The organism is Micromonospora vulcania (assembly GCF_042658605.1).
Taxonomy (GTDB): Bacteria; Actinomycetota; Actinomycetes; order Mycobacteriales; family Micromonosporaceae; genus Micromonospora; species Micromonospora vulcania.
Genome location: NZ_JBHSQS010000005.1, coordinates 341,634 through 360,001 on the forward strand (window position 1 = coordinate 341,634; position 18,368 = coordinate 360,001).

Below are 18,368 nucleotides of genomic sequence, written 5' to 3' on the forward strand. Positions count from 1 at the left end.
TTCTCGACACGGGCGGTGAGCTGCGCGCCTCCTAGTGCTGCCCCACATCCACGACGCCCATCGACGACGTACTCGAAGGACCTACGGCTGGAAGGAGTTCCAGCAGAGCGACTGGCTCTCCGGTTGGGCCACCGGTCACGGCCCGCATTCATGGTGGCTGAAAGCTCACGGAGTCGTCACGGTGCCGGGTTGTTGAGCCTTTCGAGGCGGGCGAGTGTGTCTGGATCGTGTGCGAAGCGACTGGCCAGCGCCGTGGCGATGTCTCGGGCTTGCGGTGTGTTGTCGAACCGTAAGTGCAGGTCGACCCAGGCGGGAACGGTGCCTGGGTTGGTGACGTCGGGTCGCAGATGGCGGTATGACGTCCACGCCGCGTCCCACCGGTTTTGGTTGAGTTGAGCGATGATCAGCGCCCAGGCGTGATCCTGATTGGTTGGTTCGTCTTTGAGCGCTGCCCGGCAGCACGCCTCTAGGCCCGCCCAGTCGTTTCGCGCGGCTCTGCGGTCAATGAGCCGGCGGTGCAGGGTGCTGCGTTGCTCGGCTGCAAGTTCGCCGGTGGCGAGTAGATCCTTGGCGCACTCGTCGGCGGCGTCGAGGTCGCCCCGGATCGCCAGGATGTTGACCTTTTCCTGGAGCGCTTTCAGCGCCCCGTAGGCCGCCCAGATTTCGTCGCAAACGGCGAGGGCGGCGTCGTAGCGTCCCGCCTCACGAAGGATCTCGATCAGGATCTCTCCCGCAGCGGGTGACCAGGCAGACCGAAGCAGCGTGACAGCTGCGTCGGGGTCACCGCTCCCAGCGGCGTTACGTGCGGTGAAGACGACGCGGTCGCCGTCGTCGAGATGCGCCAACACCTCCACCTGGTCAAGGTCGGTGGCGTCGAGTGCGCCCCTGGAGGCGAGCTGGTTCAGACAGATCCTGGCCGCGAAGGCGGTGTCCGCGTTGTCGAGCGCAGTGCGCCACATGGCGACCGTAGCCGTGGCGGGTTGGCTCGGGTCCGCAGCGAGCGCGCGAATCAGTGGCTCCGCGGGTGTGCCGCGCATGGCGTCACCGAACCGGACGGCACGAATGCGGTCATCCAAGGCGATGCTGGCTTGAGCGCCCACGATCGCGACGACGGGGTCGCCCGCTTCTCGGTCGGTTGCCTGACCGCCGAATGCCGTGGGCGTGGCCAGCTCGACGACCTCCGTGAACGCGCCGACGAGCATGCGCTCCTGCACGAGAAGGCGATGCATGGTCTCGCTCGGCCCAGCCCATCGCCGTACGTCGTCACGGACGGACATGGCGAGCGCTGTCACCTCCTGCCGGTCACGGAATGGCAAGGCCGTGGCCCCACGCAGCATGCGCTCCATGAGCGCCCGGGCCCGGCCGAGTCTGCCACCGGCACTGGTCGGTTGCCGTTCGCAGACGCGTTCGTACAGGGCCAGCGCCTGGTCGAACTCTCCCCGGCCAAGAGCGCGCTCGGCGAGGAACAACAGGCAGGTGGGTTCCGCGTCGAGCTCGCCATCGGGCCGATCGCTTAGGAGTCTCTCCAGCAGATCCTCTCTGCCCGATTCATCAGCTTCGAGCGCGCAGACGGCGACGTCCATGAGCAGGTTCGTCCCTGCCTGATGCAGGGCATGGACCGGACGGAGAAGGCCGGCGGCTCGGCTCCTGTCCCCCACGGTGATGGCCATGATCGCCGCGACACCGCGCAGCCGTAGCTGGTTGTCCGGGCCCCGATCGGCCGCCAGCGCGAACGCTTCCATCGCCAGGTCCCGGTGGCCGTGGTCGTTGGCGTACGCCCCGACGGTCGCCAGCCGCGCCGCTGTCGCGTGAACCCAGCCCCGGCTCGCCTGAACGAGCGGCTCCACGACCGCCCTCGGGTCGTCGCGGCTCCCGCTGAGCATCCGCGCGAGACGCCGTGCGCCCTCGGGGTCGACCAGTCTGAGAGCCGACAGCGCCTCCACCGCGGAAGGTGGCAACAGCGGTAGAACCTCCGCGACAGGATCCGGGTTGGCTGAGGGAGCGGCAAGCGCGATGTCACGCAGGGCGGCATGCGATGAGGCGTCGAGGACGTTCGCGGACGGCACCTCGATCGACCAGCCGCGGTCGGTCTCGTGCACCGCGTCGGCGGTGATCTGAACCCAGTATCCGACTCGGGTCTTCGGGTCAACGATGACGAGCACCACGGGCATCAGGTTGGCCAGCCAGTAGTTGAGATGCCGAGGCTTTCCGGGAAAACGCCACCCGTGCCGGGTCCTTCGTTTGAAGAACGTTGACCCGCATTTGATCTGAACGGCGATGTACCGGCCGGTGGGGTTTGTCAGACCGTCGAGCTCGACTTGAGCGTCGATCCCCTGATCCGCTTCGCGTTGCTCCCGAAACGCCCAGTTCAGATTGGTGAAAGCGAGTTGTACCTCGGCGACGCCGCGGCGTTCCATCCCGACCGACGACGTCACCCTTTAGCCCCTGTTCACTCCGTTGCCGGCCTGCACGGCCGGCCGGCTGTCACCGTGTGCCTCGCCGACATTGCGCTCCCACGTCACGCGGGCGGCCCCGTCACCGTCTCGGTCACCCGGGCACGCCGTCCATCATCGCCCGTACAAGCAGCCTGGGGCACCCCGTGCGGCTGCGTGGAAGCGCTGCCGGCGTAGGTACTGCGGCGCGGCGCGACGCTGAGGAGGGTATGCGCTCCTTCGGCGTAACCCGCCCCTCCCGCCACCCCTTCGTCAGGCGACCGGGGCATTACGGTGTCGGTCAGCGACATCACGCCACCCTCCGGCGCAGAGTCCACACCGAACCGTGGCAGCGTAGAGACGAGCGCCTATCGAACACAACCAATCGGTGACAACACCGGAGGTTCGGCATTCCTGCCCGAGTTGAGCCGGTATTCAGCGGCACCGGCCCGACCCATACTGGCGTGGGAAACATTGGCGAGCGCAGGCTGGTGGCGAGAGCTGCCACCCACCAACACTAGCGTGGGGAGCACGCCCGAAGGCATTTGCTGTGGTGTCCTCCGAGTGCCCCCCACCCGCTTGGGGAGCACAACCGCTTGTAAAACAGGCCGGTGGACTGTGCCGGCCCACCCCACAGACGTGGGGAGCACACCTTGGTCCAGACGCGCACTGGGTCGCCCTCCGGCCCACCCCCACGGGCGTGGGGAGCACCCGGCGGCCTCGCGCGCCACGACCCCGGGGCTCGGCCCACCCCCACGGGCGTGGGGAGCACACGGAGACCGGCATCCCCATGACCCTGAACCACGGCCCACCCCCACGCCCGTGGGGGTGGGCCGCCGACCGCGCAGCCGATCAGGAAGTCCTTACGGTGCTCCCCACGCCTGTGGGGGTGGGCCGGTCTGGGACACCGTCACCGGCGCGACCGTGGCGCGCCTCCCCACGCTCGTGGGGGTGGGCCGATCGACCTCACCAAGTGCCAGGAAATTTCCTTCTTGTAGCGCTGGATAGCCCAGCGGGCCAAGCTCTCGCCTTGGTGATCCAGCATGCCCTCGGGAGGTCGACACGCCGCTGAATTAGCACAAGTGAGCTAATCATTCGGTAACGTGACGGGTGTGACACTCCCCGAGTCGCTACCGACGCCGACGCCTCGACAGCGACGGATCCTCGCTGTGATTCAGGGCTGGGTGGATCAGCATGGCTACCCGCCGACCGTACGGGAGATCGGTGCCGCAATCGGCCTCGGTTCTCCGTCGTCGGTGGCGCATCACTGAGCCTTTTCCAAGTTGATCCGGCAGCTTAGGGCGGGTGCGGCGGGCCCGGAGGTCGATGAGGGTGAGGCTCCAGGTAAGACAGCAGTCGACCAAGATCCGATGCCAAGATCGGAAGCCTCGCCTGTGCTGTCTTACCCCTCCACGATCTTGCTGTTCAGCCGCAACCTGAACCACCTCGCCAACCTTCGTCCGCCAACACCGCAACCAGCATCGATCGCGCCGGTTGCTCGGCAGCTACCTCTCCGGGCGCTGTCCGAGCTTCGACACCACGGCTCGCTGAAGCACCGCAGTCGTGCCCAGCACCGTCCCCGCCGGCCCGTCGGCGGTGTCCGCCACGAAGTAACTGCGCTCACCGAGGTACTCGTACGATTGTTCATCGAAGATCCACTCATTGCGCCGGCTCCGCTCGGTGTACGCGACAGCCACCCCCCGACGCCCGGCCGCGTCCGTGACCCCGCGGACCACCTCGACCCCCGGAATCTTCGCCGCAGCCTGGTAGAGCGCGGCAGTCGTCTGTGGCGGTACCAGCGACTCACGCAGGATGTCGCCGATCGCGGTAAACGCCGCGCCGTCGCGGCTGTTGCCTCTGCCACGCTCGTCGCGCTCCCGGTAGAGCTTCTCCAGCAGGGCGTCCGGATTGCTGGGCAAATCGACGAGCGCCGCGTTCGGCGTCACATCCGTGAGCGTCTCCCGCTCCGGGATCACACCGATGATCGGTACGTTGAGGAGCGGCTGGCGGAGCAAGCCGTCACCGCGCTCGTTCCGCGGGATCCAGATCTCCCGTTCGTGTACCGGCTGCAGCCGCGCCGGGCCGTCACCCAGCTCGGCGAACGCACCCCGGCTCCTGATGTAGACGTACTCTCCCTCGCCGGACGATGGGTCCGGCGTGTCGACGGCCACTGCGGCCATCCGGTTGAGCAACAACGTCGCGCCGCTGCGTTCGCCCTGCTCAACCGTCACGATCAGGGGCGCGCTGTCCGGCGCCCAGGGCTGAGCGATCGCCCCGGCCGAAACCGCGACCGCCAGCACGCCGGCCGCAGGCGCGAGCACCAGCATCCGCCGTGGCCGACGGGCCGGCCGATCGATCTCGTTCATCAGATGATGCCGTAGTGCCTGGCGGCGTAGCGCCGGCATGGCCGGCACCTGGGGGGCGGTGGGCTCGCTCATCGGTACTCTCCCTGCTCGACGGGGATCATTCGGGTACGCGCCATCTCCTGCTGTGCCAGCACCCGCAGCCGGGTCCGGGCCCGCGACAGCCGCGAACGCACGGTCCCGACGGGAACACCCAGCGCCTCGGCCGCCGCCGCGTAGTCCAGTTGCGACCACACGCAGAGCAGGAACACCTCCCGGTCCGCCCGGCGCAGCGCCTGCAGTCCCGCCATGACCGCAGCCACCTGGTCGGCATCGTGCATCCGGGCGACCACCTCGTCAGCGAAGTCCGGGATGGTGTCGCGTACGGGCAATCGCCGCAATGCCTCCCGGTGCCGGCGCGCCGCCCGCCTGCGATTGCGCAGCACATTGGTAGCGATCCCGAGCAGCCACGGCCGCAAGCTGTCTCCATCCGGATGCAAGGATTCGCGGATTCGCCACGCCTCAAGGAAGGTCAGCGACACCACATCCTCGGCCTGAACCGGATCGCCTCCACTCCACACCGCATGCCGATGAACCGCATCGGCATGCTCATCGAAGAGCTCACCGAACGCATCGGTGTCTCCGGCCCGGATTCGGACCCGCATCTCAGCTGTCACACCTGTACCTGTCCGCAGCCGCCCCCGAGTTCCACCATCGGGGATGTTTCTCATCATGCGTAGCGGTTCGCTTCGACGTGGTGCAGGACGAGGATGGCCTGCACGATCTCGGTGGCGCGGAGCGGGCAGCAGCGCAGCTTGGTCAGCATCTTCCAGGTCTTGAGCGTCGCGATGGCGCGTTCGCCGCGAGCGCGGATTCTGGCGTGTGCGAGATTGACCGTCTTCTGCCGGCGCGAGAGCTTCGGCCGGTGGCGGCGTCGCTTGAACGGCGTGCGCACGCTGCCCCGGGCGCCTTGGTAGCCCTTGTCGGCGAAGGTCATCACCTCCGCGCTGGTCAGCGCGTCGATGATGCCGTGGACGCGGGCGGCGGTGAGGTCGTGCGTCGAGCCCGGTAGTGCCGGTGAGGCCCAGACGAGCCGGCCGGCGGCGTCGGCGATGACCTGCACGTTCATGCCATGGCGCTTGTGCTTGCCGGAGTAGTACGGCCTCTGGTCTGCCACCCTGTCGATCGGAATCAGCGTGCCGTCTAGGATCGCGTACGCCAGTCGACGGATGCGCCCCATCGCTGTGGCCAGGTTCTCGGTGACCGCTGCGAGCAGCACGATCGCTTCCTGCACGTACCGCCAGGCCGTGGCGACGCCGACGGCGAACCCGGCGGCGAGGCGGGTGTAGGTGTCACCGTTGCGCAGATGGGCCAGAGCCAGCAGTGCCTGCCGGCCCGGGTCAAGGCGCCGCCACCGGGATCGATGCTGGTTGCGATGCGCCCGGATGAGGTCAGCGAGGTGGTTCAGAGTGCGGCTGGACAACGGGATCGTGGACGGATAAGACAGCACAGGCGAGGCTCCCGGTCGAGGCATCGGATCTTGGTCGAATGCTGTCCTACCCGGCCCTCGCCCTCATCGATTCCCGGGCTCGCCACACCCGCCCTGAGCTGCAGAAATCAGCTTGGAAAAGGCTCAATGAGGTGGACGGCGTTCGTCCACCATGGTCGGCATGAAGTTGAGACCGCCCGTGCAGAGCGACCGCCGGCATGGACTGAGCAAGGCTGCCGAGATGGTGGTTCTGGTGTTGGAGGACCCAGTCGATCGTTCATCCGGACCGAGCACCGTGATCGACACCGATCCAAGGCCGCCGAGCGGTGTGGGCCGATGGTGGTGAAGCCGCCCGCTCAGACCGGAACTTCGGCGCTGAGCACGATGGTGCGTTCCTCTGGGAGCTGAAGGAACTCGGCGTGGCTGGCGGCGTTGTGGGCGAGGGCGATGAACAGGCGTTTACGCCAGGTGGCCATTCCCGGGGCACCGGTGCGGCGCAGCGTGATCCGCGAAACGAAGTAGGAGACCTGCTCGGCGTCGATTCCTTCGGCAAGGGGGTGGGTGGCGGCGTGGCGCAGGACCTCGGGAAAGTCGGTTAGGTCCTGGAAGCCGAAGACGGCGGTGACATGGATGATGCCGTCGTTCGGGTCGCCGAGATCGTTGATGGTGAGGCGCTGATCCCACGGGACGTGGGGGACGTTCGCGGTGCTACCGGTGACGATGACGATCTTCTCGTGGCGGATGTGGTTGTGCGCGACGTTCGCCCGCAGCGCCAGCGGGGTTGTCTCCTTGTTCGGATGGGGGAACACGGCGGTGCCCGGCACCCGCGGGGTGTTCGCGGCATGCAGGGCGTCGATGAAATCGCGCAGAGGGCCTTCGCGCTCGATCCGCCGCGCGGTGACCAGTTCGGCTCCGCGCCGCCACGTCAACAGGAGCGTGAACAGGACGACCGCGATGAGCAGCGTCAACCACCCGCCGTGGGTGACCTTGGCAAGGTTCGCGGTGAAGAATGTCAACTCGAGGCTGCCGAACACGGCCCCGAAAATCACCAGTTTCCCGGTGCTCCAGCGCCACCGCAGCCGCGCGACGACGAGGAACAGGGTCGTGGTGATCAGAAACGTGCCGGTGACTGCCACCCCGTACGCGGCGGCGAGGTTCGTGGATGAGCCGAACGCGAACACAACCAGCAGCACTGCCGCGAACAAGGCCCAGTTCACCCCCGGCGCATAGATCTGGCCGTACTGGTGGCGCGAGGTCTGCCGGATACGCAGGCGCGGCAGGAAGCCCAGCCGCATGGCCTCTCGAGACACCGAGAACGCCCCGGAGATCACCGACTGGGACGCGATGACGGTGGCCACGGTGGCCAGGAGGACCATCGGCAGCTGCGCCCAGTCTGGTAGCAGCAGGAAGAACGGATTCTCCCGGCTCTCGGGCGCGCGGAGGATCAATGCGCCCTGGCCGAGGTAGTTGAGCGTCAGCGCGGGAAACACGACCGCGAACCAGGCCCGGCGGATCGGGGCGCGACCGAAGTGTCCCATGTCGGCGTAGAGCGCTTCGGCGCCGGTGATGGCCAGCACCACCGCGCCCATCGCGATAAACGCGATGACGGGGTGCTCCACGAAGAACAGGACCGCATAACTGGGCGACAACCCGCCCAGCACACTGGGATGGCGCACCACCTCAGCCGCGCCGGCAACGCCCAGAGTCGCGAACCAGAGCAGCATGATCGGTCCGAACACCGCCCCGACCCGCCCGGTGCCCCATCGTTGGATGGCAAACAGCAGGGTGAGGATCACCGCGGACGACGGGAGCACCACCACCGCCCACCCCGGAGAGATGACCTCAAGCCCCTCCACCGCTGACAGCACCGAAATCGCCGGGGTGATCACACTGTCGCCGTAGAACAGAGCAGCGCCCAGCGCCCCCAGCGCCAGCACCCTGGCGGCACGCCTCTGGCTGGCCCTGGCCAACACTCCCCCAGCGAGGGCGGCCAGGGCCATCACCCCACCCTCGCCCTCGTTGTCGGCCCGCAGGATGAAAATGACGTACTTCACCGACACGACCAGGATGATCGACCAGAACACCAGCGAGATCACGCCCAACACATCCGGCGCCGTCGGTACCAGGCCACGGTCAAGGGTGAACACCGTTTTCAACGCGTACAACGGGCTTGTCCCAATATCGCCGTACACCACACCCAACGCGCCCAGGGCCAAACCGAATCCCGCCGACCGACGATCCGCGAACGTTCGGTGCGGCACCGATTCATCGGTGCCCGCCTGCCCCTCGCCTACGCCGGGCTGCTCGTTGTCGGCTCGCTCCCCCACCCCACAGGCATACCAATCAACACGTCGCTACCTGCGCCGTATGCCGGAACCGGTGGAGGGCGCAGCGCCGGCCTGCTTCCTCCGGCACCAGCGCGACATCAACCTGATACGAACAGGCGAACGCGACACAGCCGATCCAGCAGCCGCCGGGCGGTTCAAGGGAGAGTCCGTCTGCGCGCCGGCGGCGAGTGGACCAGGCTTGGGCAGCGAACGGCGCCCCGCGCCACGACCCGCCGCACCGCTTCCTCGCCACCGCAACCCGCCGGACGAACTCACCCCAACCCATTCGGCCACCAACGCGTGGGTATCTCCAGCCAGCGGACAACGCCTAACTGTCAACGCCGGCTGAGAGTTTTCACGCGGCGTCGACACCTAACCAGTCACGCCGCGCCGTCAGCGGTCGTTGTGCCACGAAGTGGAGACGACGGGGCCTCCCCGGCGGCAAGATGGCGATCCTCGTGCGAGTGACCGCCTGCTACGCCGACCAATCACAGACAACGGCCACGACGGAGATACCGTCGTGGCCGTTTGGTCAGCCCACCGTGCCGCGCCCGGCGCGCGCCCGGTCAGCTCTTAAAAGCGTCCTTGACCTTCTCGCCAGCCTGCTTCACGTTGGCGCTCGTCTGATCGCCGCGACCCTCAGCCTCGAGCTTCTCGTCGTCGGTGGCCTTGCCGGCACCTTCCTTGACCTTGCCGGCAGCCTCCTCGGAGGCGTTGCTGATCTTGTCGTCGATACCCATGGAGCCTCCTACGTTGATGGTGGCGCTCTCCGCAGCTCCGTACCCTCGCCGGTCAGCCCCAACCATCGACCTTGAGTAGTGGGTCAGGCGGTGTGGCTCGGCCAGGCCGCAGCGGCGGTCGGCACGGGCTGCCGGTCGATGTCGGGTTCGAGGCAGACGACCGTGGCGGCCAAAAGCGCCTGGCGCCGAGCGCGGGTCGCCCCGAAACCGGGCACTTAGAGCGCTGGAGGGAACACCCGCAAATCTTCGGCAAGCGATCACAGCAGCACCGCCCTGCGACCAGTGATTGATCTTCAGCAAGTTCAACCGGTACGTGGGGGGCGGCGAGCGGTTGGTACATCCAACGTCAGCCACACCGTCGGCGGACCACACCGAGCCATGACCGCTCCCCACCGACTACGCGCGCACCTCCATGTGCTCAGCAGGCGCCCGGTTGAGCGTGCGCCAACCCGTTCGCGCACACCGCTCGCCGCGGGCCGAGGTCGGGGCGGACTCGACCGGTCGGCGGCGGCTGGGTAAGCGGCAGGCGACGTTCGGGTGCGGTGCCATCGGGGTGGTGGGCTTCTTCCACCGGCACGGCTGGGCGCGCCACGCCGACGAGCCAGCGTCTCAGCGAGAGCCCCTCGAGATCAAACAGCAGCCGGAGGCCCGTGCGGCTCGGCGTGCGGTGGAGGTTGCCGGTCAGGCTGGGGTGCTGGCGGGAGTGGTGGATTGGGTGAAGGTCGTGCCGTCGCGGACAAGCGCGAAGAGGACGTCAACACGTCGTCGGGCAAGGGCGATCATTGCTTCGCGGTGCTGCTTCCCTTCGGCGCGTTTCTTGTCGTAGTAAGCGCGGGATGTAGGGCATTGCCTGATGGCCGTGAATGAGGCCATCCAGAGGACGTGGCGCAGTTTCCGGTGGTACCGGCGGGGCCCGCGGTGATTGCCGGATATTTTGCCCGAGTCGCGGCTGATGGGTGCCAGGCCGGCGTGGGCGGCGAGTTTCGCCGCGCTGCGGTATTCGGTCATGCCCGCGGTATGGACGAGGAGTTCGGCGGTGAGCAGGGTGCCCATGCCGGGCAGGCTGCTCACGATCGGGGCGAGTGGGTGTTGGTCGAGGTGTTCGGCGATGAGGTCGTCGACACCGGCGATGCGTTGCTCGATGGCGAGGATCTCGGTGGCCATCTGCCCGACGACGACCGCAGCGGCACGGTGCCCGGGTGTGGTGACGGTTTGCTGCCTGGCGGCGCTGACCATGGCGTCGGCGACGTCGGTAGCGTTGCGGACGTGACCTCGGCGCAGCAGCGCGGTGATCCGGTCGGGGCCCGTGCGCCGGATCGCTTCGGGAGTTCGCCAGCGGGCCAGCACCATCAGAGGGCCTTTGCGGTTGAGATTCACCGCTCGCTCAAGGGCGGGACTGATACCGGTGAGCAACTCTTGAAGCCGGAACAGGGTCGCGACGCGCTGAGCGACGAGGTCGGCGCGGTAGCCGGTCAGGACGGTCAGTTCGGCGATGAGCCGGTCGGTGGGTTCCAGGACGGGGATGTCGGGGTGCATGCGGATGGTCTGGGCGATGACCAGGGCGTCACGGGCGTCGGTCTTGTTCTCCCCGGCGAACGCTGCCGCCATGCGGAACGCCACGGCGCCGGAGACGTAGCGAACCTGAACCTGGCGCCGCCACAACAGGGTCAACAGCAACGCGGACAGCCCTGTGGTGATATCCACCGCCCAGCACACCGGTCGACCAACAGCCGACACCTCGGCTATGACGGTGAGCAGGGCGGCTTCGTCGTTGGCGACGCGCCGGGAGTAGACCAGCCGGCCGCCGTCGTCGACGACGGCTACGTGGTGGTGGGTTTTGCCGATGTCCACGCCGATCCACAGCTTCGCCACCGGTAATTCCTCTCAGGCAAGTGAGGGGTACGTCTTTAGAGCTGGCGGATGTAGGTGTTGCTCTTGTCCGGAGTTCCGGCTTGCCGCACGTACTTGGCTGCGATCTACGTCGCGAGGACACGTCAGCGGTCTACCGGATCTACAGACGAACGAGGCAGCGGGTGGCATCTGCTCCCACGCCAAGTGTCCTTACAGCAATTTGCGGCCGCAGGCATCGGGTGCTGGGTTTGAGCCTCGTACCGTCCGCCAATTCATCGCGGTGCATCGCTACGGGTGCGCGGGGCGGGGAGCGGGTGGCACATCACACGTCAGCCACACCGTCGGCGGACCACACCGAGCCATGCCCCGCCCCCCACCGGCCTATACGCGCACCTCCTTGTCAGGTGCCTGGCTGGGCTTCGTGGAGAAACTTCTTGGTGAATTGCAGGGCGGCGATGGTCTGGTCGATGGTGGTGGCGTCTAGTTCGGCGCCGCCGTCTCCTCCGAGGAGTTGCAGGTAGGCGAAGGGCTGCTCACGGTCGGTGAGGCTGTTGATGCAGATGTCGATGCTGCCGGGACTGCCGGAGGTGGTGAAGGGAGCGCTGGTGATGGGGCCGCTGTGCAGAAGGTGGTTGCCCAGTTGGCGGTACTCGGTGATCTCAGTTTTGTTGTGTCCGCGGCACCACGGGTGACGGTGAGGGCAGGGGAAAGCCGGTTCGCCACCAACGGTCACGCCCTCGATGGGCTTCCACGGCCACGTCGTCTCGGCGGGGAGACCTGCGGTCTGGACGAGCTGTCGCAGGTACGCGGCGAGGGTACGGGCCTCAGCCGGGGTGAGCCGCAGCTCGGCCTGCTCGGACTTGATGACGTGCACGCGCGCCGTGGTGGAGCGGTAGTGCTGGGCGACGGTAACCTCAAGTTGCTCCGGGCGTCCCTCGGCGGCCGTCTCGAGCAGCAGATCGATCAGGACTGCACCGGCGACGGACGGCAGTTCGCCGAAATGCGTGCGGTCCTCGTAGGCGTCCTCGGGTAGATGACCACCGGAACACCAGGACGGACAGGCGGCGTCCTGCCAAAACGGACCATCCAAGGCGCGCTCTGTTGGCAACGGGGCTTCTGCGAGCTCAGCGGCGCGGACGAGCAGGTCAGCGAGCCGTTCTGCCTCCGTCGGCGTGCATCTCACCCACGCGTCGGTGGCAGTGGGATCGCGGTACAGGGTTAGCGCGGGTTGAATCTCGTCAAGGCGTTGCGTCAATCGGATGACCAGAGCCGCGGTTACCCACCGGTGTGGGTGCGGCCAGTGATCGCCACGATCAACAACGTCAGGCAGCGCCAGACGCATCACGACGGGGTCACTGTGGTGGCGTCGGTCAGCGCGCCGGTCGTTATCGAAATGACCATGCACACACCAGACCGGGTCGGCGATGGCTGGATAAGCAGTCATTGCCGCAGCGTCCGCCGTGTCGGCGCACCCCGGGTACGACGGCCGCTGTTCGGCCTCGTCGCTCGCGTCTGTGCCCGTGGGAGGCCGGGGTCGAGGTGGGCTCGACCCGTCGGCGGCAGCTGGGTTGGCGGTCTGGGAGACGCTCAGGTGTAGGGCCATTGGGGCGGTGGGCTCCTTCCACGGGCACGGCTTCTCGCATCAGCCGCGGTGAGTCAGTGTCCCGGCGGGCGTAGCCCCGGGAGCGGACAGTGTGTGTGGGTCACTCGCATTCCCTCCCGAAGGGCCCCTAGCGTCCAGCACGGCTATGGGGGACCTGGCGGGCCGGCTGGTACCACGCCGAGATGTTCCACCGGTCTCCCCTGGTTTACGCAGGTGTCAGAGGCACTGATGCGTGGTGCGGGAGTGTTCGTGGATGAGGTTGGCTCGCGGCGGTAGGGGCGGGACCCGCAGGTCTATAGAACCCGACGGGCAGCCAGGCCGGCGGTGACTGGGCGGTGTCAGCCAGGAGCAGAGACAACCATCTGAACAGGTCGTGCATCAACTGGCGACTCTGCGCCTCGATCATGCCGAGCGCGGAGTCGGCCAGTAGGTAAAGCCGACGGCATCGGCCCGCTCCGAGCCGAACGCCGACATCAGTGCCTCGGCGCCGACGAGGTCGCCGCGGTTCGCCCCGCGATGACCCCGGCGGCGCGTTGGACGATTCCGCGGCTTCGGGGGTGTACCCGCTTACGCCGAGTCAGATCGCTTCCACCGCGCCGACCGGTGGTCGCGATCGCAGCGCCAATATCAGTGCCGCGCCGAAACCGCCCACCACCAGCGAAGACACCGACCTCACTGGGTGCGGCTGGCGTATTAGGAAAGGAAGTGGAAGGTGGTGATGCCGGCACCGAAAGCGCCGGCGCAGGCGCTGCCGCCGGCTCTGAGAGCCTCCAGATTTGTCGTTCCGGACCTGGACCAGATCCAGGCGGTAACGGTTCCGACCAAGAGCGCGAACAGGATGATCACGAGTAGCCAGGGAGCCTTCGTCATCGGGTCTCCGCCTGGATTTCCCCCATGGCGATCACGAGTCCAGGGTCCGGGCGAAGCGGGTCGCCTGCTTGAGGATGTGATCCATTCGCTTCGAGACGGCGCTATGGGTCCGGTATCCCATGATCTCGGCAACGTCGGTCAGCTTGGTGAAGCCGCTACGAAGCAGCACGACGATGGTGCGGTCACGCGTGTCCAGGAGTGCAAGGAAGTCTCCGATCAGGAGTTGGTCGACGACCTCCATTTCCGGACTGTGCACAGGGATCGTGTCAGGCAGCTCGACAAACCGGACACGAAACTTGGCGCGCTTGTGGTACAGCTTGCGTTCGAAGTCCTCCCGCGCGCTGCTCCAGTGGGGTGAGAAGTCGTCCTCGCAGCGGTGTGAGCGGACCGTTTCCAGGATGCCGCGGAGCCGTCCGGTGTCATCAGCTGCCTCGACGGTGCGCCGCACAGAGTCGGCTGCCTCCTCCTCGCCGCACCAGAGGTCCCCGCCTGTTCGCGGGCTGGCGGTCGTTGCCCCGGGCAGCACCGAGCCGTCTGCCAGTGGCACCGGTCCCGGGACGATGCCGTTGTTCGCGACCGGGAACTCACGCAGGTAGTCCTCGAGCACCTGGGTCACGGGTGGAAGCCAGAAGTCCAGGTCGTGAGCCAGGATCCGGATCGGGTCGTCGTTGGTGAACTTGCCGATCCCGGAGTGGGGCTGCGGCATGAGGTGACGCCAGACGGTGCCGGCCCAGGCCCGCGCCAGCCGGTCCCGGAAATCGCTCGGAAGGTAGTCGTCGATGTTATCTAGCTGAGTGACGAAGGGCCACTGGCCGCGCTGCAGCAGCGGAAGACCGTGCCGTTGCACGGCGGCCCGGGACAGCAGGTGATACAGCGGCGCGTACTCGTGGTATCGCGACTGGGTGCGCGGCACGAAGATGACGTTGACGTCGCCCTGGTCGGCGATCTTGTTCATCGACGGCGGCAGCTCCTCCTCGTCAAAGAACCGGCGGCGGAACTGCGAGGCCTCCCACAGCAGGTTCCACTTGGTGATCGCGAGCGACAACTTGAGATTCGCCTCATCCCAGAGCCCTGGCCGGACCGGCACGGCCACGTATTCCGGCCGCGCCGGAGCGTCAGCCCGGATGACACCCTTAACCATGTGGCCAGCGGACAGGTTCCACAGGCGGGGATAAACCTCCGGGGCGGCGGTCTCACACCCCGGGTCGATGAGCGGCCCGAAGTCCTCGTCGCCCCCCTGGTTGGGCTCGCTGGTCACGGTCATGTCCGTTACCTCGATGTCGTTGTTGTTCTCCACGGTCTACCTCACGACGCATACCTGTCGTTCTGTTCCAACAACTTTCTGACTGTGCCCGCTGGAGCCGCCGTTCCACAGCTCATGTGGCCGGGCGTAGGCCAGCGCGGTGTCCTGGACGATCAGGCCTCGCCGTCCTGACCTCACCTCTCGCGCCGCGGAACCTACGCGGCTCGCGGCCGTTGCGCCGAGATCCAGGCAAACCAGCGCGTGCCCCCGGTACCGCGACGTCTAGGTTCGCCGGGCGGCGTGTGTCTTGGGCTGAGTTTCGTCGTGGCGTAGCTCGCTGCGCGTCCGCGATGGACCCGCGGTATCACAATGGGTGACGTGCGAGCTTCGTGGACCGGGTGGATGAGTGGTGGTCGAGCGGATAACGGTCGGCGAATGGAGCAGCCGTTGCGGGCGATGCGCTGGTGGCCGGTGACTCTGGCGGCTGTTGTGGTGGTGCTCGGTGGTGGGGCGATGGCGATGTGGCTGCTGGGCGTTTGGTCACCGATCCCGACGGCCGTGTCCACTCCAGAGCGACTACGGCTCGATCGGATCAGGACGGGGTTGACGGTGGCAGCTGGGCTGGCTGCTGGGGTGACATTGTTGATGACGATGCGGCGGCAGGCGTGGAGCGAGCAGGCGCAACAGTTCACTCAGCTGGACGCGGTCGAGCAGCGAATAACGGCGTTGTACGTGGCCGCAACCGAACAACTGGGCAGTGACAAGGCTGCGGTCCGGCTGGCGGGCCTGTATGCCTTGGAGCGGTTGGGGCAGGATAATTCAAAGTTGCGTCAAGTGGTGGTGGAGGTGTGGTGCGCATATCTACGGATGCCCTACACACCGCCGACGGAGGTGCTGCGCAGAAACGTCAAAGGCTCGCCGCAGTACGCCGCACCGGATGCCGAGGCGCCGAAGCTCGAGGATGATCAGCAGCGGCGCGAGGAGCTTCAGGTGCGATTGACGGCGCAGCGACTAATCGCGAAGCACCTACGGATGTCTGACAAGCCCGACGATTCTGAGCAAGCCACATACTGGCGCGATACTGCGAGTGAACGGATGAGTGTCGATCTGGTGGGTGCCAACCTCGTCGACTTCACCCTTGCGTCCTGTCACGCACATCAACTAAATGCGGAATCAGCACAATTCCACGGGGTAGCGGACCTGACGTCGGCTCAGTTTCATGGAGACGTGAACCTGCGCTTGGCGCACTTCCACAGCAAGGCCGAGCTGCGCGAGGTCCAGTTTCACAGATACGCGGACTTTAGCGCGGCACACTTCCACGGCCACACCGACCTAAGCGAGGCGCATTTCTATTACGGCACAAACGCACGTGCAGCGAAATTCTGCGGAGACGCAAGCCTGCACGGTGTACAGTTCTACGGTTACGCATATCTGTTCGGGGTGCAGTTCCACGGGAACGTTAACCTGTGTTCAACACAGTTCCACGATGACGCCAACTTGGGCGGGGCAGAGTTTCAAGGGAAGTTTACTCACATCGACGGGTCAGCGTTTTACAAAAATGCGGATCTGAGGATGGCCATCTTCGGCCGAAACGCGGGGCTAAGTAGCACGAAATTCTATGGCGAAGTGAATCTTCGCGACGCGGCGTTCCACGGTTACGCCGACTTACGCGGGACGCAGTTTTACGAGGACGCGGACCTACGCGCCCAGTTCTTACGCGGCGTCGACATGTCTGGTGCTCGAGCGACATCAACTGTCCACCTCCCATCTGGATGGACGCTTGCCGATGGCGCCAGCACCAAATGCGAGTTGCATCAGGTTGTGCGTACTGAGGCTAAAGCAGGCGGTGGGTCTACCCCTGCCTTTGCACCTGCCCATACGTCGACGGATCAGTCCGGACGTGAAGAACTCACCTAACCGGCGGTGGGCGGGGATGTCTCGGGTAGCGCGGCTCGGGGCGGACGACGTCGTACATCTTGGCCGTCGCCCTGCGGGAGCTAGAAGAACGCGTTGGTGACTTGAAGACTTCGCCAATAACGAGGCGGCCGTGGATGCAGTGGCGGCGGGAATGCGAATCGCCGGACGGAGCCGGCGGTCGGCACATACGGGCGTGAAGCGTCGTCGAGCCACCGTTTGGCCGCGTCCGCAACGGTCAGCGAGGCGGCCACCCGAGCCGGAAAGGCTCAATTACCTGTGAAGAGAGAATGGGTTGCCGTACGCAAGGTATTCGCAGGCGATAAGCCGAGTTACCACCGCGGCTTACCCGCGGCTTGGGCACGTCACTATTCTTGCAACCGGCCGGTCGAGCGCAAGATGTATAGCATAAGCGACGCCATTCGCGTAAAAAGGTAGTCAGTGGCCCCGTCCGGCAGGGACTCCTTACCTATTTCAAAATGACGGATAGTCATACTATTGCCAATGCCGGTGAGTTGCATTGCCTCGGCGTCGAGGTGCGCGCGCCAACTACCGGACGATAGGCGATCCAGAAGCGCGTTCATCTGAGACTTCTTGTCTTTTCCGGGGCCCAGTGTTTTCAACCGCTCGAAGGCGTCCCAGAGCTTCTCAAGGCCCACGCTGTGGTCGCCTGGATCACGGGACAGGAACCGACGTTTCGCCTCAAGAACAAGATCGTCGAAGATCTCGTCCCCGCTATCAGGATCGAGGTCAACCAGTGTTTGTCGGGCCTCTGAGGGCCCGAGGCGCTCCACTTCCATGTCAGGGCTCACCTCGTAGGCCAGTCCGGATCGAGCAAAAAGTAGGTTCACCTCATGGCGGAACTCCTCGCGCCCCGCCGGAACGTCGAAGTTCAGCTCGTTGTGCCGGTAGTAGGAGTGGTACGGACCGGGCTTCGGTTTCGCGATGCGCTGGCCAATGAAGTCAACCAAATCAAGAATTTGGTGCGTCTCGGGCACCTCGTCTCGATCGGCATAACCGATTGGCCAAGAGAGATCCGGAATGAATGCGGCTAGAACGTCGTCAAGGCGACTCTGATTAGTTCCGGAGATTCCGTTCCCGTCAGGACATTGTTCCGGAAACTCGTTGGCTAGCCAGTTGTCTTCTGTGCGGCTATCGATGACCGCCAAGAGTCCTCGCCAGGCAACCTTGTCGACGACTTCCTTATCGCGAAGAGGCCGACCACGAGTTCGATCACTGTAGAAGGAGCGCCTGGTCACGCGACGATTATGCCAGCAGCATGCCACAGCCGGTGGGCCGGAGGTCCTGGCATCGGAGCAAGCTTGATCACCCGGTTCCGTGCGGAAGCTTCGGTCCGAGTAGCACGGCGACCGCAGTGAGTTCGACGTGTCTCGCGTACCAGGAGTCCTGCGCCGATGAGATGCACACCTGCAGAGCAACCACGGCGTACCCGCTCCGAGGCCGCCGTGGCCGGGCGAGCCGTTCCGGATTGCGTTGCTCGACCTGACCGCCGACCGCGCCGAACCTCACCTTCGCACCACCGCCCACCGGCTGGCC

11 protein-coding genes and 1 pseudogene are annotated in these 18,368 nt (G+C 66.2%); 2 read left to right on the forward strand and 10 right to left on the reverse strand.

Features of this window, described 5'->3' with window-relative positions; genetic code table 11:
* Nucleotides 1-176: 176 nt before the first annotated feature.
* On the reverse strand, nt 177-2,435 hold the full coding sequence (locus ACFQGL_RS10785) for a DUF4365 domain-containing protein (protein ID WP_377509238.1): 2,259 nt from the start codon (nt 2,433-2,435) through the stop codon (nt 177-179).
* Nucleotides 2,436-3,535: 1,100 nt separating this feature from the next.
* On the opposite strand from ACFQGL_RS10785, the pseudogene ACFQGL_RS10790 reads away from it, so the two are divergent.
* Nucleotides 3,536-3,697 (forward strand): annotated as a pseudogene (locus ACFQGL_RS10790) (LexA family protein); the annotation flags it as partial.
* Between the two features lie 240 nt (nt 3,698-3,937).
* Here ACFQGL_RS10790 and ACFQGL_RS10795 read toward each other — a convergent pair.
* From ACFQGL_RS10795 to ACFQGL_RS10830, 8 genes are all read right to left on the reverse strand, one after another.
* Complete coding sequence (locus tag ACFQGL_RS10795; protein ID WP_377509241.1) at nt 3,938-4,870, reverse strand: CU044_5270 family protein; 933 nt, start codon at nt 4,868-4,870, stop codon at nt 3,938-3,940.
* Entirely contained in the window at nt 4,867-5,451 is a 585-nt protein-coding gene (locus tag ACFQGL_RS10800; RefSeq protein ID WP_377509244.1) for an RNA polymerase sigma factor, read from the reverse strand. The genes ACFQGL_RS10795 and ACFQGL_RS10800 overlap by 4 nt, the downstream gene beginning before the upstream one ends.
* Before the next feature lie 53 nt (nt 5,452-5,504).
* Nucleotides 5,505-6,284: a transposase family protein gene (locus tag ACFQGL_RS10805; protein WP_377509247.1), complete on the reverse strand. Its 780-nt coding sequence runs from the start codon at nt 6,282-6,284 to the stop codon at nt 5,505-5,507.
* Between the two features lie 335 nt (nt 6,285-6,619).
* Nucleotides 6,620-8,590 (reverse strand): potassium transporter Kup, encoded by a 1,971-nt coding sequence (locus ACFQGL_RS10810; protein ID WP_377509250.1) that lies wholly within the window; start codon nt 8,588-8,590, stop codon nt 6,620-6,622.
* A gap of 566 nt (nt 8,591-9,156) precedes the next feature.
* A complete protein-coding gene (locus tag ACFQGL_RS10815; protein WP_377509252.1) occupies nt 9,157-9,330 on the reverse strand; it encodes a CsbD family protein in 174 nt (57 codons plus the stop codon).
* 681 nt (nt 9,331-10,011) lie between these two features.
* On the reverse strand, nt 10,012-11,202 hold the full coding sequence (locus ACFQGL_RS10820) for an IS110 family RNA-guided transposase (RefSeq protein WP_377509255.1): 1,191 nt from the start codon (nt 11,200-11,202) through the stop codon (nt 10,012-10,014).
* A gap of 379 nt (nt 11,203-11,581) precedes the next feature.
* Entirely contained in the window at nt 11,582-12,625 is a 1,044-nt protein-coding gene (locus ACFQGL_RS10825; protein ID WP_377509258.1) for a DUF6907 domain-containing protein, read from the reverse strand.
* Nucleotides 12,626-13,685: 1,060 nt separating this feature from the next.
* Nucleotides 13,686-14,951, reverse strand: a complete 1,266-nt coding sequence (locus ACFQGL_RS10830; protein ID WP_377509261.1) for a sigma-70 family RNA polymerase sigma factor — start codon at nt 14,949-14,951, stop codon at nt 13,686-13,688.
* Nucleotides 14,952-15,332: 381 nt separating this feature from the next.
* Here ACFQGL_RS10830 and ACFQGL_RS10835 point away from each other — a divergent pair, with 381 nt between their 5' ends.
* Complete coding sequence (locus tag ACFQGL_RS10835) at nt 15,333-16,814, forward strand: pentapeptide repeat-containing protein (protein WP_377509264.1); 1,482 nt, start codon at nt 15,333-15,335, stop codon at nt 16,812-16,814.
* Nucleotides 16,815-17,179: 365 nt separating this feature from the next.
* On the opposite strand, the gene ACFQGL_RS10840 is transcribed toward ACFQGL_RS10835, so the two are convergent.
* A complete protein-coding gene (locus ACFQGL_RS10840; RefSeq protein WP_377509267.1) occupies nt 17,180-18,070 on the reverse strand; it encodes a hypothetical protein in 891 nt (296 codons plus the stop codon).
* Between the last annotated feature and the right edge of the window lie 298 nt (nt 18,071-18,368).